Origin of the sequence: Roseovarius mucosus, from assembly GCF_002080415.1 — a bacterium.
GTDB classification, from domain to species: domain Bacteria; phylum Pseudomonadota; class Alphaproteobacteria; order Rhodobacterales; family Rhodobacteraceae; genus Roseovarius; species Roseovarius mucosus_A.
The window spans coordinates 3,021,521-3,045,992 of the sequence record NZ_CP020474.1 but is presented as its reverse complement, the minus strand read 5'-3'; the positions used below and the strand labels follow the sequence as shown (position 1 = coordinate 3,045,992).

Sequence of the window (24,472 nt, the reverse complement as noted above, 5' to 3'; positions counted from 1 at the left end):
CCAACCTGCTGCATGCGGATGATACGCCCATCCGGGTGTTGGATCCCTCTTTGTGCGACAAGGTTCGACAGCCCCCGAGGTGTAATCAGGCAATGCTCAGCCAAATGGGCCCGTACCGCATTGATGGTCTGTGTTTGGAACATTTGAGGGTCACCAGCAAGCTGAGGCGGAGGGGGCGACACACAGGTCGCCCCTTCCTGGCAGTATCAGTCGCGCAGGAGGCGGCTTGTGGCGATGTTGCCGCTGGCCGATGCGCTGAACGTGTTGCCGCCGAGGCGTGCCGAGCTTGCGTCGAGCGCACCATTGGCGCTGGAGACGTTACCGCCAACGACACTCGACGTGACCGCCCCGGACGCAACCTGACGAGACGTCAGCGCTGTGCTCACGTCAGTCGAAGGCGAGCGACCCGAGATCGAGATGGTGTTGGCCACCCGGTTCGAGACCGCATCCGCGACCAGACGGTTGCCCGACAGATCAACCGAAGAGCTGTTGAGCGCGGCAGTCTGGACACCAAGGCTGCTCTGGGTAAGATCACCTACAGTGCCAAAGCTCGCCCGCGCCGTCACAGCGTCAGTGTTGACCTGGTTCGATGCTGCAGCAAAGGTCCCGGTTGCGTTCAAGGCACCCGGAGTCCCGGTCCCGACTGTTGCGCCAGCTGTTCCTGCGAACAGTGCATTCATCGCCGTTCCCGCGCTGGCATTCAGCACGTTGGTGGCGTCGTTACCTGCGGCCCGGGCAATTCCGGTATTGTCACGCATCGAGATCGAAGAACCGGTTACACCCTGAAAGCGAACAGAACCGAGGGCCCCTCGCAGTGAAACATCACTGGTCACGGCACTGTCAGAGTTCTGCTGGTTGGCAATCGCCCCGCCAGCCGTCAGCACAGTCGCGGCATTCAACGCGAGCGTATTGTTGGCCCGGTTGGATGTCGCCGTAGAGTCCAGGGTATTGCCGGTCAACGTTGCGCTGCTCCCCGTCAAGTTGTCCCTAGGTGCAGTTCCGGCAGTTCCAAACAGATCCGCTACCAGACTGGCCGATGACGTCACTACGCCACCTGTACGCGTCTGGAAATTCCCCAGCAGGTTGTCAGACGTGCCGCTCACGGTTCCGGTTGCAACAGTTCCTGTACCATCGTTTCCAGCAATGCTGGCGCTCGACAGGGCCGTGTTGTCTTGGCCGGTGACCGTTGTGCCAGTCGCCGTCAGACGGTTGGTCACATCGTTGCCAAACGCGGTCGAGAAGCCGAGGTTGCCATCAACGTTCAACGCGCTGTTGACGACATCTGGCACGGTGCTCCGAGTGTCAAGGTCGAGTCTAAAGATCAGACGCGCAGTGGAGGTCACATCAGATGTTGCGCCACCGCTTTGCTCCGAGGTCAGAACCGACAGACCCGTTACATCCGTATCCGCCGCGAGAGACAGCAGGTTGTTACCCACATTCCCCGTGACATTCGACTGCGCGATGTTCTGGCTTGCAGAGACACTGCTGCCATAAATCGTATTCGCCATCTGGGTATCAGTGATCACGGTCGCCATGCCTGCGACATCGCCGACAAGACCCTGGAAGGCCGTGAGGATGTTGTCACCGGCAAGGACGCGGTTGGTTCCAACCACATCACCGAGCGCTGCGAAGGATGCGTTTTCGCCAGCGACGCTGACGCCATCGACTTCAGTGGCGGCAATGCTCAGAGTATTGGTCTGATTGTTGCCCATTGCCCGTGCAAAGCCGATATTGCCATCCGTCGCCAGAGTGCTGTCAACAGCGGAACCGGTAGGACCATCTTCCAGAACCAGCGTTGCTGTCACATCCACAATTGCGGAAACGTTGCCGATCTGAACCTGCGTTCCGGAAAGTGCAGAAGCACCCGCCGCGCTTGTATCGGCCAGAATGCTCAGCACGTTGGCGGCATCGTTGCCCATGCCAAAGGAGCGGGCGAAGTTGTCACTGATGCTCAGACTGCTGTCCGTGGTCGTCAGTCCACCGGTGTCTGCGGTTCCGGTGATCTGCGACGCGCTGGTCACAGCGGTGACACTTGTCTGAACGCTGGACAGCGAGTTGTCAGCAAAGGCTCGTGCGCCCACCTGAGGCGCTAGCATCACACCGACAGCGGCCAAATTCGCCGCCTCACCCGAGATCGCGTTGCCAGCCAACGAGACCGTGTTGGTTGCCCGGTTGGATGTGGCCGTGTCAAACGACTGGTTGCCATCGATAGAGACCGTCGAATTGATCACATCGCCATTACCGTCTGTTTGCACAAAGTTGAACGTCGCGGTTGAAGACGAGCCAATGGTGATCGGCGTGGCGGGTGCCGTGCCCGATGTCTGGACGGATGCAAGACCAGTGGTCGTTTCGGTGATCGCCGCGGTGCCCGCCAAGGCGACACGGTTGGTTGCAAGGTTCGACATCGCATCCGACTGCAGAACGTTGCCGTCCAGCGTGGCACTGCTGTTGATCAGATCGGCATTACTGCCTGTTGCAACGTTAATGCCAATCAAACCATCCACCACGCCGGTAGAAGAAATATTGCCCGTCTGTGACTGTACGTTCAGCGCGGCAAATTCGGCTCTGACATCGGCAGAGTCTGCCGCTGCAAAAAAAAGATTGTTGTTGCCAGCCAAAGTTGAACTCGCACGATCGATGGTGGTGGCCGTGACCGACACGGTATTTGCGTTCTGGTTGCCCATCGCCGACGAAACGGTCACGTTGTTGTCCACGCCAACGGTCGAGTCAGAGACTGCGCCTGTCAGATTGATCCCTGTGGCGGGAGCAGTGCCCACATCAAAGGTCGAGGCTGCCGTCACGTCTGCACTGCTGTCCTGGACGCTGGTCAGCGCTGCATTCGAGGTGGTTTCGGTTCCGGCATTCAACGTGATGGACGACGCGCCGATGTTGGAGGCCCCAGAGGCGGTTGTGATGTTGTCCGAGATTGACGCGGACGAGTCTGCCAGGCTGGCAACGGTTGCACCGGCCCCACCTGCCCTGATGCCCGCGTTGGCGATCGTCATCGCGTCTACGGTCGTCCCGGAATTCGACTGGACATTCGTCAGGCTGCTTGTTGCGTCTGTTCTGGTGAAAGTGCCTGCTGTCGAATCCACAAGTGCGCGGCCGCGGAATATATCAGCCCCGATGATCGCGGTATCCGCGGTCACGTCCAACATGTTGGTGACACGGTTGGCCGTGGTGGTTGACCGGTTCTGGTTTGCACCGATTGCCAGCGAAGACGCATTAATCGAGGTTGTGTCCGCGGTGGCAAAATCATCCTGGCGCAGAAACAGGGTCGTGGTCGACGCGGCGGATGTCGCCGAATCGATGCTTTGCAACGACACGAGGGACGAAACAGCCGAGCTGTTGTCAGCGAATACTGGCCCAACAGTATCGACCGCACCGATCACGTTGGCGTCCAGATCAATCCTGTTGGTCAACGTGTTGCCGCTGGTGGTGGCCTGCTGCACGTTGCTCGACAAGGAAATTGTGCTGGCGTCGATGGCACCCGCGTCGTTGGAAGCGATCCCCGTTTCACCGATTGTGACACCAAAGGACGAGACGGCCGTTGAGGCAACGTCAGAACCGACGATGGTCTGGTTGGCGGACACGCCGAAATCTGCAGCGACCGTTGTGGTAAACAGGTCGAGATTCACTATCCCCGTGCCGCGATCCCTCGTGTTGTTGGACAGCAGAGCGGTATCGGCATCTGCTTTCAAAAGCGTCTGGCCGGTGTTGCCACTGGCCTCTGCCACGGACAGGTTGCCATCGACAAGGATCGACGAGGCTGTCACATCCCCTTCAGCCGTCACGGACAGCGCGAATGCGCCTGTGTCACCCAGAAGCGCGTCCACACCCGTGCCACGGAGCGTTTGATCGCTGGCCAGACCGGCGGTCGCCGTGATGCTGGTTGCGCTCAGGTCAATTGCAGTGCCACCGGTGTTGGCGGATGCCAAGGCAAAAGCGGTGTTGTCCGTGACCGAGATGGTTGACCCGGACAATGCACCACCGAGGGCTGCAGAGTCGGCCGCCGTTACAGACAGGCTGTTGCCATCGCTCGATGCCGAGATTGTGCCTGCATTTGTGCCGGTGCTTTCGATCGCCTGCTGCGAGCCGGCAACAAAGCCGAAACCAGGGTTCGCTACAGCACCGCCATCAAACGTGACAGTCAAATCCAAATTGTTCCCAATCCTTCCTCCAACAACGGTGGACGACGAAATGGTGTTGGCGTCCACGCGCAGGAACGTGCCATCGGCAACAGTGGCACCTGCCCCGGCGCCGCTGAGCGTTGCGACGTTACCATTGGCCTGTGCCCCGATAGTGTTTGACGACACGGTCAGGCTGGAACCGGTGGCATTGTCCAACGCAACAGACAACGTCGAGGTATCGGCTGTCGAAACCAGACCAACATCTGTTGTCCCATCGCCCAACTGCTGCTGTGTCAGCACGGCAGCCGTGCTGTCGAACGTGGTATCCACAGTCAGGTCCGTGCCGGTGCTGGCGCGGTTGCCGGTCAGGGACGCGCGGAGATCGTTGCCATCAACAGACAACGCAGAGCCGGTCGCGTCGAGATCCCCAAGAGAGACCGAGATATCGGACCCCGTGATTGTGGCAGTGGATACCAGACCAAGGCCTGCAACGGCTTGCGTGCTGGCAACAACGCTGCCGCCACCTTCGACCGACAGCAATTCCTGGGCCGTCAGATCGCCACCGGTCAACGTGATCGGGGAGTTGATGAACCCGGCGTTAGCCTGCGCGAGATCGCCAGCCAGATCAGCAGAGATATCGTCCGAGAAGACGGATGTCGCGTTGTTCACGGTCGTGGTTGCAGAAAGCGTGTTGTCGCTGGCCGCGAGAGAGGTCGCTGTCGCATCACCTGTCCCATCGATGGTCAGGCTGGAGCCTGTGATCGCCGTGGAAACGGTACCGTCTGCAAACTGGCCGCTCAGTATCGCCAGGGTACCGGCAAACCCATCACCGCTCGAGCCGAGCTGATCGGCATCAAGGGTGAACACGTTGCCTGTTGCCGTTGCGGTCAGGGCGTTGTCTTCAATGCCGACAGCACTTGAGCCGGAGCCCGCAATGCTGGAGTTCAGCACGCCACCTGTGATGGTAGCCGTGATGACTCCGGGTTGGCGCGTTTCCTGCGTATTGACGGACACCGTCTCAAAGCCGGTAACGTTGGCCGCAGTGAAGACGGCACCACCTGCCGGGTTCGCAGTCCGGTCGACCGTGATATCCACGGCCTGCGCCAATGCGGGGGCGTAGGACACAAGGACGGCAATGCTGACCCCACCCAAAAGGCGCGCCATGAGGCTCACACTTTGGAAGGGTCGGTTTCTATAAGCTGTCATTAATACTCTCCTGTTGGCTGACACCTTTTTTGGGTATCTGCCTTCTGGCAGCGGTCCCTGCACGGCACATCGCATGAGCCCAACCTCTTTTGGTTGTGTCCGGGACACACATCACCGGGACACAACGAATTCCTGTTCGCCTCATGACCTCACGCGGTCAGTGGGCGGATTGACACCAGCTGGTGCTGCGACAACTGGATCCACACGCTCTGGGATTGAGATTCGGCACTCTGAATGCAGGAACCCGCACTTGACCCCAGCATTAAGAGAAATCCATAGTCAGAGGTGGCTTAGTTCTCGGTGAAAAAACCGGCTCTGAGTGAAAAGCAACATACTTAACTCCGGTTAAACTGCGCGTGTGATCGGGCATTATTTGGCATTTCGCCATTTTTATTACGTTCTTTTGCACCGGAAGCCGGGAAAAATTGGCGGGTGGCTTGTCGATCCATTGTGAGTCTGGATCACCACCCGCCAGCTGAGATGAAAGAGGCGCCACACAGGCGCCCCTTCCTGGCAGTATCAGTCGCGCACGAGGCGGCTTGTGGCGATGTTGCCGCTAGCCGATGCGCTGAACGTGTTGCCGTCGAGGCGTGTCGAGCTTGCATCGAGCGCACCATTGGCACTTGCGACGTTGAACGTATCAACCCGCGACGTGACCGCGCCGGACGCAACCTGACGAGACGTCAGAGCCGTGCTCACGTCTGTCGAAGGCGAGCGGCCCGAGACCGAGATCGTGTTGGACACACGGTTCGACACTGCATCCGCCACCAGACGGTTACCCGACAGATCAACTGAAGAGCTGTTAAGCGCGGCCGTTTGGACACCAAGGCTGCTCTGGGTCAGATCACCTACGGCGCCAAAGCTCGCCCGCGCCGTCACAGCACCAGTGTTAACCTGGTTCGAGGCTGTCGCAAACGTACCCGAAGCGTTGAGCACACCGCCAGCACCGACAGTCGAGCTGCCTGTTCCAGCCACACCCGTGATCACAGTGCCTGCGCTCGCATTCAGCGCATTCACAGCGTCATTGCCGACAGCACGGGCGATGCCCGTGTTGTCGCGCAGGGCAACCGATGATTCGGTCAGATCACCGAGAGACCCACCTCCAACCGTGGTACGCAGCGCCACATCGCTGACAACCGGGCTGTCACTGAACTGCTGGTTGGCAATTGCGCCACCTGCCGTCAGAGCAGTATCTGCGTTCAGGACAAGCGCAGTGGACGCCCGGTTCGACGTTGCCGTCGAGTCCAGAATGTTGTCAGCCGCAGTAATCGTGCTATTGTTGGTTGCTCCTGTCGCTGCGTTCAGCAAATTGATCGTCAGGTCAGCAGAGCTGGTGACACCGTTCGATCCACCGTCAACGTCAGACCGCGACTGGAAGTTGCCCACCAGATTGTCTGCTGTGCCACTGACAACACCAGTTGCATTGATGCCAACCGTTGCCAGAGCGTCGTCTTGCCCCACAACACTTGTGCCGCTCACATCCACACGGTTGGTAACATCATTGCCGAAGGCCGACGAGAAGCCGACGTTGCCATCAACATTAAGCGCGGAGTTGATCGGCGCGAACGCTCCGGTCTGGCCAATTCCGAAAGTCAGATCGGCTGTCGAAGTGATCGCGTTGGTCTCACCGGTATCAGCCCGGCCCGATTGCTCGGAAGTCAGGACCGACACACCGGTGACAGACGTATCTGCTGCCAGTTCCAGCAGGTTATTCCCGCGGCTGCCCGTGACATTCGACTGCGCGATGTTGTCGCTGGCCGAAACGCTGCTGTCTGTGATGACACCTTGAGTAATTACGGAACCCGTCACTGTTGCGGCACCCGTTACATCCCCGTTCACCAGACCTTGGAAGGCCGTGAGAACGTTGTCACCGTCAAGCGTACGGCTTGTGGCGGCAATATCGCCAAGCCCGGCGAATGTGGCACCATCATTAGCAACGCTGACACCTGCAATCGAACTGCCCTCGATTGACAATGCATTGGTCTGATCGTTACCCATGCTGCGCGAGAACGCGATATTGTCGTTAATCGCAGCTGTGCTGTCCGTCAGAGAAGCCACCGTGACCGGAGCCGACACAGACGCCGACGAAGCCACATCACCAGCCTGAACCTGCGTTGCAGTCAATGCCGCGGTTCCCGAGAAGCTGGTATCCGCCATCAGGCCAACCGTGTTGGCACCTGTGTTTCCCATGCCGAATGACCGAGCGAAGTTGTCGCTGACCGACACGCTGCTCCCCGATAGAGCGCCCCCACCCGTAGAGACTGAACCGGCAACCGTCGAGGCACTTGTCACCGCTGCAAAGCTGGTCTGGACACTGGACAGACTGTTGTCAGCCAATGCTGTCGTCGACACCTGTGGTACTAGGGTCACACCGACGTCGGCGAGCGAAGCTGCCTGCCCGGTGATCGAGTTACCCGCAAGAGAGACAGTGTTCGTCGCCCGGTTCGACGTGGCCGAGTCGAAGGACTGGTTGCCGTCGATCGAGATGGTCGAATTGGTCACTGGTTGGTCTTGTACACCAAACCCAAAGGTGGCAGCCGAGCCCGAAGCAATGGTGATAGGGGTAGCGCCAGTGCCCGAAGTCTGTATAGAGCCCAAGCCAGCCGTCGTTGCAGTGATGGCAGAAGCCCCGGTCAGGTCAACACTGTTGGTTGCAAAGTTCGAGGTCGCATCCGACTGCAATTGGTTTCCGTTCTGCGTGGCGCTGCTGTCGTCTACGGTACCGCCAGAGATATTGATCAAACCGGATACAGTTGCGTTCGATGCGATACCGCCCGTTTGATTCTGTACGTTCAGCGATGCAAAATCAGCATCAACACTCGGCACCGCAGCTGACAGCACATTCGAACCAGTGGCTGTTGAGTCCGTACGGTCAATCGTGTTTGCCGTAACAGACAGGTTGCTTGTGCCTTGGTTGCCGAAGCCGGACGCAACGATAACGTTGTTGTCCACCTCCAGCGTAGAGGATGCAACCGGTCCTGTGACACGGATGCCTCGTAAGCCACCCGCAGTGAGGGTAGAATCAACGTCCACACCCGTGCTGCTGGTCTGAACATTGGCCAAGGCAGCGTTGGTCGTGGTTTCGGTCCCAGCATCGATATCAATGGTCGAGGTGCCGATGTTGCCAGAACCCGACGCAGTAGCGATGTTGTCCGAGATGGACGCCGATGACCCGGTCAGGCTTGCTGTCGTAGCATCAGTATTTCCGGCGACGATGTCTGCATTGGTTACCGTAGTGGCGATAACTGCGAAACCAGTGCTGTCCTGCACATTGGCGAGTGTGTTGGTCCCACCGACTGTTGTAATGGACGTTGCACTTGCGAGATCTGCAGAAGCGGCGTTTGCATCCGCCCCGATGATGGCGGTGTCCGCCGTCACGGCCAAAGTGCTTGTGGCACGGTTCGCCGTCGCCGTCGCACGGTTTTCATTGGCATCAACGTCAAGAGACGAGCCGGAGACGGCTGTGGTCCCACTGAAGTCTACTTGTGTAAGCAACAGCGTGGTAGTCGACGTGCCTGTGATGCTGGACGCATTGTCCTGCAGTGATGTCAGTGACGTCACAACAGAAATGCCGTCAGCAAACGTGGCGTTCGCTGCTCCGATTACATTGCCGTCCAGATCTATCCCGTTGGTCAGCGTGTTGCCGCCAGCGTTTGCCTGCTGAACGTTGGTGGACAAGGACACCGAACTGTCTGTGATAGCGCCGGTTGGCGTGGTTGTATCGCCAACTGTGGCATCCAAACTTGATGTCGCTCTCGCAGTGATCGGATTGTCTGAAACAGACTGGTTCGCCGCAACAGCGAAGTCGGCCTCTGTTGCCGTTGTAGCCAAGGCCGTATTGACAACACCCGAACCCGTATCCAGCGTGCTGCTGGAGAGCAGTGCTGTATCCGCATCTGCAGATAGCAGCGTCCGGCCAGTGTTGCCGTTCGCCTCCGCGACCGAAAGGTTCGCGTCTACCGCCAATGTCGAGTCTGAAAGATCACCGTTCACATCTGCACTCAGCGTGAATGCACCAGCGTTGCCCAAATTAGCGAGAATGTCCGTCTGGCTTACGTTCTGGTCAAGCGCGAGACCGGCAGACGCCGTGATGCTCGTTGCCGAAAGATCAATGGCTGTACCGCCTGTGTTGCCCGAGGCAACCGAGAAAGCGGTATTCTCCTGAATGGTCAAGGATGATCCATTCAGCGTACCGGAAGCGTCGACGGTCAAGCTGTTGCCGTTATTGTTCGCAGTGATGGCGCCGCCAGCCGCTCCGTCAATCGACTGCTGTGATGCGGCAACAGAACCAAAATTGGTAGCATTTGCAGGAGCCGTTGCATCGGCGAACCCGACCGTTCCGGCAGTATTCGCAATGTCGATCTGCCCGCCATTTGCGTCAGACGTAATTGAGTTTGCGGTGATCGACAGCGATGTCCCATCGGCAAGATTGCCTGCGACGCCGTTGCCATCAAGCGTTGCGACGTTACCACGGGCAGAAGCACCAAGTACGTTGTCGGACACCGTCAGGCTGGAGTTCGTAGAATCGACCAAAGTAACCGACAAACTGGAATCGGTGGTAGCTGCGGTCAGCGTGGCATCCGCTCCATCCCCGATCTGCTGCTGAGTAAAAACACCCGCAGACCCATCGAACGCAGTATCAACGGTCACATCAGTGCCCGTGGCGGCGATGTTTCCTGACAAGGTCGATCGCAATTGGTTTCCGTCAACGGCCACGGCGCTGTTAGTCGAGTCATTGGCCGCAAGCGAGACAGAGATTGTGCTGTCATCAATCGTTGCCGAGGACGTCAGAGCGCCACCTGCAAGGGCCTGTGTGCTGACCACAACGCTGGAGCCACCATCTATCGACAGAGTTTCCGTGGCGGCGAGATTGTCCCGTGTTAGTGCAATCGGTCCCGTGATAAAACCAGTACCAGACTGGGCGAGATCGCCAGCCAGATCAGCAGATATCGTGTCGGAGAAGACGGAAGTCGCGTTGTTCACGGTCGTGGTTGCAGAAAGCGTGTTGTCGCTGGCCGCGAGAGAGGTCGCTGTCGCATCACCTGTCCCATCGATGGTCAGGCTGGAGCCTGTGATCGCCGTGGAAACGGTACCGTCTGCAAACTGGCCGCTCAGTGTCGCGAGGGTACCGGCAGCACCACCGCCGTCCGAGCCGAGTTGATCGGCATCAAGGGTGAACACGTTGCCTGTTGCCGTTGCGGTCAGGGCGTTATCTTCAATGCCGACAGCACTTGAGCCGGAGCCCGCGATGTCGGAGTTCAGCACACCGCTGACAATGGAGGCGGTGACTGCGGCGCGCGAGTCCTGCGTGCTGTTTGCGACGGTTTCAAATCCGGTCACATTGGCAGCCGTAAAGGCACTCGCTGGCGCGACCTGCGCGCTGTCAATGGTAATGTTGACCGCCTGCGCCATTGCCGGACCGTAGGTTGCAAGCACCGCAAGACTGGCCCCACCCAAAAGGCGCGCCATAAGGCTCGCCCTTTGAAGGGGACTGTTTCTATAAGCTGTCATTAGGAATCTCCTGTTGGTTGGAATTTTTTGGGTATCTGCCCTCTGGCAGCCGTCCCCGCACGGCACATCGCGTGCGCCGAACCTCTTTTGGTTGTGTCCGGGATAAACATCACCGGGACACAACGAATTCAGGTTCGCTTCATGACCTCACGCGGTCAGTGGGCGGCTTGACACTGACTGTCGCTGCGACAATCAGGTCCACGCGGTCTTTTCTCGGGTGATGTAGCGCCCACCTGTTTTTCGTAAGAGCGCTCATGCCCGAGCACTGCCAATCGCACGTGAAGCAACTTCGGATGATTTTCGATTTTGCTTCTCCTCATAAGCATCTAAGCTAACTAGGTTCGTGATTTCCGATACACACGCGGCGATCAACTCAGCTAAGCTCTCAATGGCTCATGAGGCAGGCAGAAGAAGCGCGACGAGCGTATCCGCGTCAGGCAACCCGGTCACTTGCAGACCACGCGACGCCTGGAACTGTTCAATCGCCGTCCTCGTGCCAGGTCCAAAGGCACCATCGACGGTTGAGCTATACAAGCCCTCGCCGGTTAGTGCCGTCTGAACCTCAGCCAATGTTGCCTCACGGATGGAAATGGTCCGACCATTGTGCTCCAATGCAAGCAGGGGCGAGTCAAGCTTGACACGGGCAGGCGCAAAAAGCGTTAGGGCCGCGTCGATTGCGTTCTCGAACGTCGCATCCCCGTTCTGGACGCAGACGACGCGCATCAGACCGGCAACATCGGCACCCGAAATCAAGGGCAGTACGTCGAACGTGTCTTCAGCGGTGCGGCTCCGCGCTGTGATATACCCAGCCATCCAAGCGACAAAGACCTGCGCCTGAGCCGGATCATTCGCAATCGCCGTGACATAATCTGAACAAGGAATGCTCCCGGCCCCACGCAGGGCATAGTTGCCATTGGCATCCGCAGTTTGGCCCGTATTCGGTGAAAGCAAGGCCGCAAACGCAACTGCGGCGCAGGTGACTTTAGGTGTCCGGTTCATTCTTTCAGGTTCCTTTGTCTGTGATGCAAATTTTAGGGGATTCTCGCCAGCTAAGGCGGATCATCCTCGCGTCTTGCTCGGGACAGCAAGACCATGCTGCCCCGAACCTTATGATCAGTCTCTCGAGAGACCAATGCTGCCTGTGTTGCCAGAAGCCGAAGCGCTCAGCCGGTTCCCGCCGACCCGGATCGAGCTTCCAGAAACTGCCCCGGAGATGCTTGAGACACGGAAACTGTCGACACCGGATGTCACCGCACCTGAGGCCACTTGACGATTGGCAACGGCCACGGAGACATTCTCGGACGGCGAGCGGCCAGACACCGTCATTTGGTTGACTGATCGGTTTGACGAAGCATCTGCCACAAGTGTGTTGCCGCTCAAACTCAGTGAACTGTTCAACACGGTCCCGCCTGTTGCTGCCTCAAATGTTGTTGGCAGGCCGACTGTCGACGCCCGGGCCGTCACTGAACCCGTATTCGTCTGGCTGCTGACCATTGCGAAATCTGCCGTGCTGTTCAGCACCGTTTGCGCCCCGGTACTCACCGTGGCCGCCGCAGATGTCACAGCCGGACTTCCCGCGATTTCGGTCGCGGATGTTGCAGACATGCGATTCACGGCATCGTTGCCATTGGCTCGGGCGACGCCCACGTTGCCATTCAAAGCGACAGACGAATTGGTGACATCCCCAAGTGAGGTCGTTCCAACCCGGGTGGTCAGCTGCACGGCAGATGAAACACTATTCTCATTCGCCTGCGTGTTCACCAGACCAGCTGACGCCTCGAGCGTTGTATCCGAATTGAGCGCGACACTGTTCGCGCTGCGGTTCGCACTCGCCGTCGAGTCCGCGATGTTTCCGGAAATCGAAACGCTGCTGTCAGCAAGGGTGCTGGATGTGCGAACAGACGTTACCGTGCCATTCCCGTCATCCGAATCCAGGAGAGAATTCGCCACAATGTTTGCCGATGAAGTAATTGCAGCTCCACCCATCATGCTCTGATCGTTTGCCAGGATGTTATCACTTCTATTCGTGGCAAACCCGGTGATCGACCCGTCATTGACGGTAAGGTCGGTGGCGTTGCTACGCCCGCTAACGGTTGCCGCCGCAACACTGAGCGAATTGGTGGACACATTCCCCTGAGCAGAGGAAATCGCGAGATTGGCATCAGACAAAAGCGCGCTCTGCGCAATAGACTGGGGCCCACCGGCGGTCAGCTCGACATCCTGGCGAAAGACCACGTCTACTTCTGTCGACGCGGCGATATTTGCCGTACCGAGCTGTTGATTTGTCACTGCGGTCGTCCCACTGGCGGATGTGGACGCCTGCAGGTCAGCGCCGTTTATTGCCGAATTCGCGATGGCATTCGATTGGCCGATATTGCCTGACAAAGAGACACTGCTTAGTTCGATATCCCCACGGACGCGGGCCGAGACGCGAGAATCCGAGGTTGCATTAACGGCACCTTCTGACACTTGCTGAGACGCAACCGCATTGTCAGCAATGGCACGTGATATCGTGAGCGCCGGGACCGGAATAGCCACAGATGCCGATTGTCCGGCAATAGACAACCCATCAATCACAGAGCTGTCGAGTACCAGAAGGGACGAGGCCGTATTGCCGTTGGCAAGGGCCACCGAGAAATTGTCGTCAAGTGTCAGAGCACTTTCAAGCAGACCGGAGTTCCCATCTGCACGAAGGGTGGCAATAGCGATTGTGCTGTCAAGGATACTATCGACATCAATTGCGGCGAGGTTGTTTTGCAGATTGGCAACAGCACTCGTGAGAACCGATTGGCTTTCCGCAAGGACATTGACGATGTTTTCGGCTTCGTTGGCCTGACCGGAGGCGCGCACAAAGTTGTTGCTGATGGACCCACTCGAGCGTTCAAGATCAAAGTCGATGGTCGACATCCCGGCGTCTAGCTCAGCGAATGCTGTAATGGATCCCGTGGCGGCCGTCTCTTGCAAGTTTACAAGACTCGCGTCAGCGCGTGCAGAGACAACATCATTGGCTAAATCAAGCCGTGCGCCTAAGTCAGCGAAATCCGCAGCCAGGGTGGCGCCGGTCAGGGACAGGCCTTCCAGAGACACCCGATTGGTCGCCACGTTTGCGCCGGCATCCGCCACGAATACGTTCCCGTCAATCGAGGCAGTCGAGTCAACGAGGCCACGTCGCACACTGAGTGACAACTCGTCTGTTGTGCCATCGGTCACCGCGGTTGCAGTGATCACACCGTCCGACAGCTGACGTGATGCAAGCGCGGCACTTATGTCTGTCGCCTCGGCGGCGGCTGCGAAACTTACAGTGTTGTCGGCCTCGTTCGCCAGCGCGTTCGCTCGGGCAAGCGTGTTGTTGATCGAGGCCGTGCTGTCGGTCAAGAACCCGCCGATACCCGCCGTCGGCCTGATACGCAATTCCGCATCAACATTGGCTGTCGCCGAGAGTGCGCCGGTTTGTGACTGGTCACTCAAGATTGCGAAATCTGCCCGCGCCTGCCCTAGCTCAGTTGCACCCGCATCGAAAAATGCGTTGTACGCTATACTATCGGCAGGACCATCAAATGACGTCACATCGACCAGGACACTGCTTTGTGCGCTGTTGCCGTCGGTGGATGCAAAAAGCTGGTTGTTGTCGATTGCAAAGCTCGTATCCGTCGCGGTGCCGCGTGCCTCTGTCGTCAGTTGCGCAATGGCATCAGCCGTTGTGTTTGCGACATCTGTCGTCTGGAGATTGCGCAGCGCAGCGGTCGCGCCGGATTCTGTCCCCGCAGATTGCACGATCACGGAGTTTGCAGTGTTGCCGTTGGATGCTGCTGCCGTGAGGTTGTCGCTGATCGAGATGCTACTTCCCTCGATACCAGCGGCGCCAGAACCCACGTTTCCGTCGAAGGTTGCATTGGTTACAGCATCGGCATCCAGGCTTGACGCAGTGACAGATTGCTCGTTGGCAAGAACACTGGTTGCACGGATCGAAACGGGTTCAGCCAAATTCGCACGGGATTCGAGGATCAGGTTGCCGACGATTTCGCTGGCCGAGCTGGTGGCCAACCTATTTTCCGCCTCATTGGCGCTTACCGTCGATCTGTTCTGATTGCCGTCCACCGCCAGGGAAGACCCGGAAATGCTCAACGCTCCGACGCCAGTGGTATAATTTTCCTGCAGGATCTCGCTATCCAGCACGGAGGACGCTGTTGCATTATCCATGACAACGTCCTGACGGCTCGACAGGATGCTCGATACCGCTTCTGTGCCAGTTCCCAGCGACAGGGCGGTCAGATCGAGACCGTTCTGGACCTGATTGACCCTTGCAACGGATGATTGCTGGTTGTCGCTGATCGAGACGGAACTCGAACTGATGTCACCGACCGCTGTCAGCGTCCCGATTGTCGCGATCAGGTCAGTGTTCACAGCACTTGTCACGGTATTCGCGACGCCCGCAAATGTTTGCTCATTGCCCAGAACGAACCCACCCCGTGCATCAGCATCTGTGGTGAACAATGCCGCGCGGTTGTTTGGGCTTGTCTGCGCAATCGTGGTGTCCGAGGTGACCGACAATTGATTGCGCGCGCTGTTTCCCTCGGCTTGGCCCAACAAGACGTTGGCATCAATCGCCACGCTCGCAGCCGTCAGTGTACCTTCGATCGTCGCGGAGAGCACCGACGGATCTGCACCATTGCCAAGTGTGGCCCCGATCGAGGTATCAACGCCTTGCTGGTTGCCCAACGCAGCGCTGGCGTCAACACGCGTGCCGTTCAGCGAAATTGCAGATGCCGCATCGTTACCTGTGGTCGTTGCGAAAAGCGTGTTTCGTGCGAGGTCCACAGCCGAGCCCGCAACATCGGCTGTCGTGACCGCCAAGGTTGAATCGGTGTTGGTCGCCGTCAGCGCGCCGGGTGATCCCAGTATCTGCTGTTGGGTGCCCGCAACGAACGCCCCATCAAGGGTGAGCGTGTCGGCGGTTGCAAAAGACACCCTAGCCTCTTCACCGTTGGTCGATATTTGGTTGGCCTCGACACTCAGGAAGGTGCCCGATCCTCCGCCATCACGGGCGATGTTTCCGCTTGCGGAAGCGCCAACCACGTTCTGAGAGACAGAGACCGAGCTGCCGGTTTCATCACTCAGATCGATGGACAACGCGTTGCTATCGGCGATTGCACTCAGCGCGATCGTATCGGCCCCGTCTCCGATCTGCTGCTGGCTCAGAACGACACCTGTTCCGCTGAAATCTGTATCAACCGAAAGGTTTGTTCCTGCCACAGCCGCATTGCCCGTCAGCGTCGCACGGATCTGGTTGGCGTCAATCGCCAAGGCGCTGTCTGTCACATTCGACGTCGACGCGCTGTCGCGAAGGTCGAGGGACAATGCATTGTCATTGGCCGTCGCGGTTGAGGTGGGCGCTGTACCTGTGATGACCTGAGAGCTGGCCACGACACTGCTGGCACCATCCACATTGACCAACCGCGCGTCGAAGTCTCCGCGGGTGAGGGTTGCAGTCGCAACAGGCGTGGTGTCCGACGCCAGCAACGCGCCAAGATTGGCCGCGATATCGTCGGCGAAAATGGTGCGCGCTTCATTGATGGTCGAACGCGCATCAAGCTGGTTGCCGGAGGCTACGAAAGACGCGCTCGTCGCATTGTCTCCGGTGCTCAGGACAGCGGAAATTGCCGAGCTGTTTACATTTGCCGTCACGGAATTCGCCGCCACCTGTCCGGTCAGCAGGCCAATACGCGCATCAGCCGCATCGCCCAACAACTGGCCGGATGTATCCGCAAGGTTGCCCCTGGCAGTGGCCAACAGGGCATTGGCACTGATGTCGACAGAGCTTGAACCCACGGCACCAGATGAACTTTGCGCCAAAGCACCAGTCTCGATAGAGGAGAGCACGTTGTCCCTCAACTCTTGCGTGGTCACGATAGAGGTCCCGCGATCCGTCACTGACGCCGAGGCGATAAAGCCCGCATCAAGGGTAAAGTCTACGGTTTGCGAGGCGGCCCCAGTCCCGAAAACCATAAGTGCAGCAGACGCACTGGTAAGCATAAGGCGAAGTCGTGTGTTTCGCACTTGGTTAGTGAACAAATTCATATTTCCCTCCGGTTGGACTGCGCGTATAGGCGAGAGCATTTTTTTGGCTTGACGCCATTTTTTGGTCATTTTCACCGGAGACCGGGAAAATTTGGCAGGTGGCTTGGCGACCGATCACAGGTCTGGGCCACCACCAGCAAGCTGAGGCGGAGGGGGCGACACACAGGTCGCCCCTTCCTGGCAGTATCAGTCGCGCAGGAGGCGGCTTGTGGCGATGTTGCCGCTGGCCGATGCGCTGAACGTGTTGCCGCCGAGGCGTGCCGAGCTTGCGTCGAGCGCACCATTGGCGCTGGAGACGTTACCGCCAACGACACTCGACGTGACCGCCCCGGACGCAACCTGACGAGACGTCAGCGCTGTGCTCACGTCAGTCGAAGGCGAGCGACCCGAGATCGAGATGGTGTTGGCCACCCGGTTCGAGACCGCATCCGCGACCAGACGGTTGCCCGACAGATCAACCGAAGAGCTGTTGAGCGCCGCAGTTTGAACACCGAGGCTGCTGACGGGGTTGGCTGGAGTAGCACCAAAGCTCGCCCGCGCCGTCACAGCACCCGAATTCACCTGGTTCGATGCCGAAGCAAAGGTCCCGGTTGCGTTCAAGGCACCCGGAGTCCCGGTCCCGACTGTTGCGCCAGCTGTTCCTGCGAACAGTGCATTCATCGCCGTTCCCGCGCTGGCATTCAGCACGTTGGTGGCGTCGTTGCCTGCAGCCCGGGCAATCCCCGTGTTGTCACGCAGCGCAATCGAAGAACCGGTCGCATCCGTGAAGGTCGCAGAACCAAGGGACCCTCGCAGTGAAACATCACTGGTCACGGCACTGTCAGAGTTCTGCTGGTTGGCAATCGCCCCGCCAGCCGTCAGCACAGTCGCGGCATTCAACGCGAGCGTATTGTTGGCCCGGTTGGATGTCGCCGTAGAGTCCAGGGTATTGCCGGACAACGTTGCGCTGCTGCCCGTCATGGCGTCCCCGGGTGCGGATCCGGTTGTTGCTAGCAGATCAACTTGCAAAGTGGCCGCAGACGTGACGACCTGACCACCTGTACGCGTCTGGAAATTTCCCAGCAGGTTGTCAGATGTACCGCTCACAGTTCCGGTTGCGATGGTTCCTACACCATCGTCGCCAGCAATGCTGACGCTCGACAGGGCCGTGTTGTCTTGGCCGGTGACCGTTGTGCCAGTGGCCGTCAGACGGTTGGTCACATCGTTGCCAAACGCGGTCGAGAAGCCGAGGTTGCCATCAACGTTCAACGCGCTGTTGACCACATCATTCACGGCGCCCGCGGCTGCGAGGTCGAGCGTAAAATTCAGACCCGCAGTGGAGGTCACATCAGATGTTGCGCCACCGCTTTGCTCCGAGGTCAGAACCGACAGACCCGTTACATCCGTATCCGCCGCGAGAGACAGCAGGTTGTTGCCCACATTCCCCGTGACATTCGACTGCGCGATGTTCTGGCTTGCAGAGACACTGCTGCCATCAATCGTATCCGCAACCAGGGTGTCAGTGGTCACGGTCGCCACGCCTGCGACATCGCCGACAAGACCCTGGAAGGCCGTGAGGATGTTGTCACCGGCAAAGACGCGGTTGGTTCCAACCACATCACCGAGCGCTGCGAAGGATGCGTTTTCGCCAGCGACGCTGACGCCATCGACTTCAGTGGCGGCAATGCTCAGAGTATTGGTCTGATTGTTGCCCATTGCCCGTGCAAAGCCGATATTGCCATCCGTCGCCAGAGTGCTGTCAACAGCGGAACCGACAGGACCATCCTGCAGATCCAGCGTTGCTGTCACACCCGCGGTTGCGGAAACGTTGCCGATCTGAACCTGCGTTCCGGAAAGTGCAGAAGCACCCGCCGCACTGGTATCGGCCAGAATGCTCAGCACGTTGGCCGCATCGTTGCCCATGCCAAAGGAGCGGGCGAAGTTGTCACTGATGCTCAGACTGCTGTCCGTGGTCGTCAGTCCACCGGTGTCTGCGGTTCCGGTGATCTGCGACGCGCTGGTCACAGCGGCGACACTTGTCTGAACACTGGACAACGTATTGTCAGCCAAGACCTGTGCGCCAACCTGAGGCTGGAGCGTCACACCGACAGCGGCCAAATTCGCCGCCTCACCCGAGATCGCGTTGCCAGCCAACGAGACCGTGTTGGTTGCCCGGTTGGATGTGGCCGTGTCAAACGACTGGTTGCCATCGATAGAGACCGTCGAATTGATCACATCGCCATTACCGTCTGTTTGCACAAAGTTGAACGTCGCGGTTGAAGACGAGCCAATGGTGATCGGCGTGGCGGGTGCCGTGCCCGATGTCTGGACGGATGCAAGACCAGTGGTCGTTTCGGTGATCGCCGCGGTGCCCGCCAAGGCGACACGGTTGGTTGCAAGGTTCGACATCGCATCCGACTGCAGAACGTTGCCGTCCAGCGTGGCACTGCTGTTGATCAGATCGGCATTACTGCCTGTTGCAACGTTAATGCCAATCAAACCATCCACCACGCCGGTAGAAGAAATATTGCCCGTCTGTGACTGTACGTTCAGCGCGGCAAATTCGGCTCTGACATCGGCAGAGTCTGCCGCTGCAAAAAAAAGATTGTTGTTGCCAGCCAAAGTTGAACTCGCACGATCGATGGTGGTGGCCGTGACCGACACGGTATTTGCGTTCTGGTTGCCCATCGCCGACGAAACGGTCACGTTGTTGTCCACGCCAACGGTCGAGTCAGAGACTGCGCCTGTCAGATTGATCCCTGTGGCGGGAGCAGTGCCCACATCAAAGGTCGAGGCTGCCGTCACGTCTGCACTGCTGTCCTGGACGCTGGTCAGCGCTGCATTCGAGGTGGTTTCGGTTCCGGCATTCAACGTGATGGACGACGCGCCGATGTTGGAGGCCCCAGAGGCGGTTGTGATGTTGTCCGAGATTGACGCGGACGAGTCTGCCAGGCTGGCAACGGTTGCACCGGCCCCACCTGCCCTGATGCCCGCGTTTGCAGTGGTCGTCGCGTCGACGGTCGCCCCGGAGTTCACTTGGAAATTCGTCAGGCCGCTTGTGCCTGCTGCAAATCCAATCGCACCCGTGGCGGTGGTTTCCACGTTTGCGCGACCGCTGAGGCTATCAGCCCCGATGATCGCGGTATCCGCGGTCACGTCCAACATGTTGGTGACACGGTTGGCCGTGGTGGTTGACCGGTTCTGGTTTGCACCGATTGCCAGCGAAGATGCATTGATCGAGGTTGTGTCCGCGGTGGCAAAATCATCCTGGCGCAGAAACAGGGTCGTAGTCGACGCGGCGGATGTCGCCGAATCGATGCTTTGCAACGACACGAGAGACGAAACAGCCGAGCTGTTGTCAGCGAATACTGGCCCAACAGTATCCAAGGCACCGATCACGTTGGCGTCCAGATCAATCCTGTTGGTCAACGTGTTGCCGCTGGTGGTGGCCTGCTGCACGTTGCTCGACAAGGAAATTGTGCTGGCGTCGATGGCACCCGCGTCGTTGGAAGCGATCCCCGTTTCACCGATTGTGACACCAAAGGACGAGACGGCCGTTGAGGCAACGTCAGAACCGACGATGGCCTGGTTGGCGGACACGCCGAAGTCGGCGTCGACAGTTGTGGCCGTGGCAGCCGAGTCGGTGGTTTCGGTGTCAACTGTCCCCGTGCCGCGATCCGTTGAGGTGTTGGACAGCAGAGCGGTGTCGGCATCTGCGCGCAAAAGCGTTTGGCCGGTGTTGCCGCTGGCCTCTGCCACAGACAGGTTGCCATCGACTAGGATCGACGAGGATGTCACATCACCTTCAGCCGTCACAGACAGCGCGAATGCGCCCGTATCACCCAAAAGCGCGTCTACATCCGTGCCACGCAGCGTTTGATCGCTGGCCAGACCGGCGGTCGCCGTGATGCTGGTTGCGCTCAGGTCAATTGCAGTGCCCCCGGTGTTGGCGGATGCCAAGGCAAAAGCGGTGTTGTCCGTGACCGAGATGTTCGACCCGGACAATGCACCCCCAAGGGCAGCTGAATCAGCTGCCGTTACAGACAGGCTGTTGCCATCGCTGGAAGCTTGGATCGTGCCTGCATTTGCCGCGGTGCTTTCGATCGCCTGCTGCGAGCCGGCAACAAAGCCGAAACCAGGGTTCGCTGCAGCGCCGTCGTCAAACGTGACAACGGAGTTCAGATCGTTGTTGATCTCGCCTCCGGCCGTATTCGACGAAATGGTGTTGGCGTCCACGCGCAGGAACGTGCCATCGGCAACAGTGGCACCTGCCCCGGCGCCGCTGAGCGTTGCGACGTTACCATTGGCCTGTGCCCCGATAGTGTTCGACGACACGGTCAGGCTGGAACCGGTGGCATTGTCCAACGCAACAGACAAGGTCGAGGTATCGGCTGTCGAAACCAGACCAACATCTGTTGTCCCATCGCCCAACTGCTGCTGTGTCAGCACGGCAGCCGTGTTGTCGAACGTGGTATCCACGGTCAGGTCCGTACCGATGCTGGCGCGGTTGCCGGTCAGGGACGCGCGGATATCGTTGCCATCGACAGACAGCGCAGAGCCGGTCGCGTCAAGATCCCCAAGCGAGACCGAGATGCCGGACCCCGTGATCGTGGCGGTCGACGCCAGACCAGCGCCTTCAACGGCTTGCGTGCTGGCAACAACGCTGCCGCCACCTTCGACCGACAGCAATTGCTGAGCCGTCAGATCCCCACCGGTCAACGTGATCGGCGAAGTAATGAACGCTGCTTGAGCCTGGGCGAGATCGCCAGCCAGATCAGCAGATATCGTGTCGGAGAAGACGGAAGTCGCGTTGTTCACGGTCGTGGTTGCAGAAAGCGTGTTGTCGCTGGCCGCGAGAGAGGTCGCTGTCGCATCACCTGTCCCATCGATGGTCAGGCTGGAGCCTGTGATCGCCGTGGAAACGGTACCGTCTGCAAACTGGCCGCTCAGTGTCGCGAGGGTACCGGCAGCACCACCGCCGTCCGAGCCGAGTTGATCGGCATCAAGGGTGAACACGTTGCCTGTTGCCGTTGCGGTCAGGGCGTTATCTTCAATGCCGACAGCACTTGAGCCGGAGCCCGCGATGTCGGAGTTCAGCACACCGCTGACAATGGAGGCGGTGACTGCGGCGCGCGAGTCCTGCGTGCTGTTTGCGACGGTTTCAAATCCGGTCACATTGGCAGCCGTAAAGGCACTCGCTGGCGCGACCTGCGCGCTGTCAATGGTAATGTTGACCGCCTGCGCCATTGCCGGACCGTAGGTTGCAAGCACCGCAAGACTGGCCCCACCCAAAAGGCGCGCCATAAGGCTCGCCCTTTGAAGGGGACTGTTTCTATAAGCTGTCATTAGGAATCTCCTGTTGGTTGGAATTTTTTGGGTATCTGCCCTCTGGCAGCCGTCCCCGCACGGCACATCGCGTGCGCCGAACCTCTTTTGGTTGTGTCCGGGATAAACATCACCGGGACACAACGAATTCCTGTTCGCTTCATGACCTCACGCGGTCAGTGGGCGGTTTGACACCGGCTGGCGCTGCGACAACCGGGTCCGCGCGCTCCGGGGTTGCGATCGCAGACAAAGCATCTTCGGCACTCTGAATGCACGAAGACGGATCTGCTTTTGTGAGTGTCGCGATGAGTTCAATCACGGCCAACTCCAGCGTCGTGCGCACGGCGAGTTGGATGGGCTCCTGTGTGCGGCGTCCTGTATTGAGATCAAACAGATAGTCACCAAAGAAACGGAAAACGTCGGCCCCGATTTCTTCGCCGATGATTTGCTTCTGCAGGCTTGTTGTGCTGATGACCTCCATCGACTTCGCATCAACGATCCGCAAGTCGACGGCCACGTTCATCGTAAGCGCACTTGCCTTGACGCCGAAACCGGCAAACCCAACCTCGCCACCCTTTGACGAAATGTTGAAGTTGAGCTCGGTAATTGCACCAGCAATGTAGTAGTCGGTCTGGAGCACAGTCCCACCAAAATACGGTAACCATGGCACTTCAGCCGCCTCGCCGGGAACAATATGCTCTCCTCCATCGCCGAGCTGGCGGCGATCCATGTACTGGAGCTCCTTGTCGGCGATGAGCGTATCCACCCGCTCCAGAAGGATGATCGCATCTCCGAGTTTTCCCAAGGCAGACATCACCATATGAGCACCGCCCTTGGTGACAATACTGCCGCCTTCATTCTCCAAGTACTTCCCTGTTAAATCAAGGACTTCACCCGATGTGATCCGAAGTTTGCGCTTGTCCTTTGCCTTGATTTTGCTTGCGAGACACGTGAAGGCAGGTGTCACAGGCGTCGTATTCTTTGTGACGTTCGGCCCAGTGATGACGCGAGAGTCCTTCGGGAAAACATGCAGTTCAGTAGCCCCTGTACCTTCACAAGCAGCCAATGCAAAAAATGCCAAGACCGCTACAGACTTTAGGGGACAATTCGCGAATACGCGGCGTCCAGCTTTCCGCATAATGATGTAACTCATTCCTTCTGACCTACCGATACCGAGTCAGGTCGTGGCGTAAAGAAATTGCAACCGACCCCCCCCCTCGGCCGACGAGGTCACTGTGCCCTCATTTTGCTGAACAAGGCTCGTGGTCTGCTCTGACTTACCACCGCCGGCGTTCAGTACCCCTGTATTGTTCTTCAGGTTGAGGGAGGTATCCGATGAAATTGCACCGGAGGCGTCCTGCGTATTAGTGCTCTTCGCTTTGGACGTCACCAGGGCATCCGAAGCATTGCCTAATGCGGAAGTCGATACATCCAAGTCTGCTCCTGTGGAGGGAGAAGACGTCTGGGAGGATTGGGAGTTTACCGAGTCATTTGCCCGGGCTTCTGAATTGCTGCCCACGCAATCATACGTAACAAATGTATTCCCATCATAGAGAATATTGGTCTCAAAGCTGTCGTAGAAACCACCCTTTTTGCGCAGTTCCAAGTCGACTCGGGACATCTTGGTTGCGCGATCGCTGGCCGTCTGAAAACCCCAGCTAGAATTGTATGTAAGGGTCTGCGACCCTGCCGAAACTGGGCTGCATACAGCCCCAATTAAGCAGGCCACGTTGACTAACTTGCGCGAGAGAGCGTCGCATAAAGACATCACGTTTGCTTACCTTTTTGTTGCAGTGGCCCCTTGGTACCTGCGGTCAACCACGTTGTACTGCCCTGCTTACTTGATGGATTTCCGCCCTAGTTTACATTCCGCAAAAGCCTCTAAATCGTATCTATTGGGTTCCTTGCGTCAGTCTTTGCAAACGCGACGACCTATAAGTATCCATTTGAAGTCTTTAGTTTCCTTTGGTGCAGAAGCTGCAAGTTTGCGCAAAAATTGCTGCGCATTCGTTGTCCGTCTCTCGTCAGAGTGATTTGCTTCCCGAAAACGGTGCGCAGCCGAGCTGGAGTTTTCCGCCATGTTTTCCAGCGCGGAGTGACGCCGCGTGACCCGTGATCTTAGCAGCGACGACCGCCAGCAGAAAACGTCCCAATCTGTCAGAACCAATGCGATACCTGCCGCGCACCATGGTCATCGACCGGCCCAACCAGGTCTGGTGTGCCAATATCACTTACATACCGAT

General features: G+C 58.5%; 7 protein-coding genes. All 7 read right to left on the bottom strand.

The genetic code is table 11. From position 1 onward, the window contains the following. Window positions 1-206 precede the first annotated feature (206 nt). The 7 genes from ROSMUCSMR3_RS14375 to ROSMUCSMR3_RS14345 all read right to left on the bottom strand — a co-directional run bounded on the left by ROSMUCSMR3_RS14375 (window position 207) and on the right by ROSMUCSMR3_RS14345 (window position 23,835). The gene (locus ROSMUCSMR3_RS14375; RefSeq protein WP_157667317.1) at window positions 207-5,336 is read right to left on the bottom strand and encodes a beta strand repeat-containing protein; all 5,130 of its coding nucleotides are present in this window, start codon (window positions 5,334-5,336) and stop codon (window positions 207-209) included. A gap of 519 nt (window positions 5,337-5,855) precedes the next feature. After that, a complete protein-coding gene (locus ROSMUCSMR3_RS14370; RefSeq protein WP_081507752.1) occupies window positions 5,856-10,805 on the bottom strand; it encodes a beta strand repeat-containing protein in 4,950 nt (1,649 codons plus the stop codon). A 435-nt stretch (window positions 10,806-11,240) separates the two neighbouring features. After that, a complete protein-coding gene (locus ROSMUCSMR3_RS14365; RefSeq protein ID WP_081507751.1) occupies window positions 11,241-11,846 on the bottom strand; it encodes a peptidoglycan-binding domain-containing protein in 606 nt (201 codons plus the stop codon). A gap of 114 nt (window positions 11,847-11,960) precedes the next feature. Beyond that, window positions 11,961-16,754, bottom strand: coding sequence for a beta strand repeat-containing protein (locus ROSMUCSMR3_RS14360; RefSeq protein WP_157667316.1), 4,794 nt, complete (start codon window positions 16,752-16,754; stop codon window positions 11,961-11,963). Between the two features lie 357 nt (window positions 16,755-17,111). Continuing rightward, the gene (locus ROSMUCSMR3_RS14355; RefSeq protein ID WP_081507749.1) at window positions 17,112-22,208 is read right to left on the bottom strand and encodes a beta strand repeat-containing protein; all 5,097 of its coding nucleotides are present in this window, start codon (window positions 22,206-22,208) and stop codon (window positions 17,112-17,114) included. 181 nt (window positions 22,209-22,389) lie between these two features. Next, window positions 22,390-23,310, bottom strand: a complete 921-nt coding sequence (locus ROSMUCSMR3_RS14350; protein WP_157667315.1) for a CsgG/HfaB family protein — start codon at window positions 23,308-23,310, stop codon at window positions 22,390-22,392. Between the two features lie 96 nt (window positions 23,311-23,406). Further along, window positions 23,407-23,835 carry a hypothetical protein gene (locus tag ROSMUCSMR3_RS14345; protein WP_217521277.1) on the bottom strand — a complete coding sequence of 143 codons (429 nt, stop codon included), beginning with the start codon at window positions 23,833-23,835 and terminating at the stop codon, window positions 23,407-23,409. Between the last annotated feature and the right edge of the window lie 637 nt (window positions 23,836-24,472).

Excerpts from the sequence above, each read along its gene's own strand:
- ROSMUCSMR3_RS14375 (WP_157667317.1), bottom strand. The coding sequence starts at position 5,336 with ATGACAGCTTATAGAAACCGACCCTTCCAAAGTGTGAGCCTCATGGCG.
- ROSMUCSMR3_RS14370 (WP_081507752.1), bottom strand. The coding sequence starts at position 10,805 with ATGGCGCGCCTTTTGGGTGGGGCCAGTCTTGCGGTGCTTGCAACCTAC.
- ROSMUCSMR3_RS14365 (WP_081507751.1), bottom strand. The coding sequence starts at position 11,846 with ATGAACCGGACACCTAAAGTCACCTGCGCCGCAGTTGCGTTTGCGGCC.
- ROSMUCSMR3_RS14355 (WP_081507749.1), bottom strand. The coding sequence starts at position 22,208 with ATGGCGCGCCTTTTGGGTGGGGCCAGTCTTGCGGTGCTTGCAACCTAC.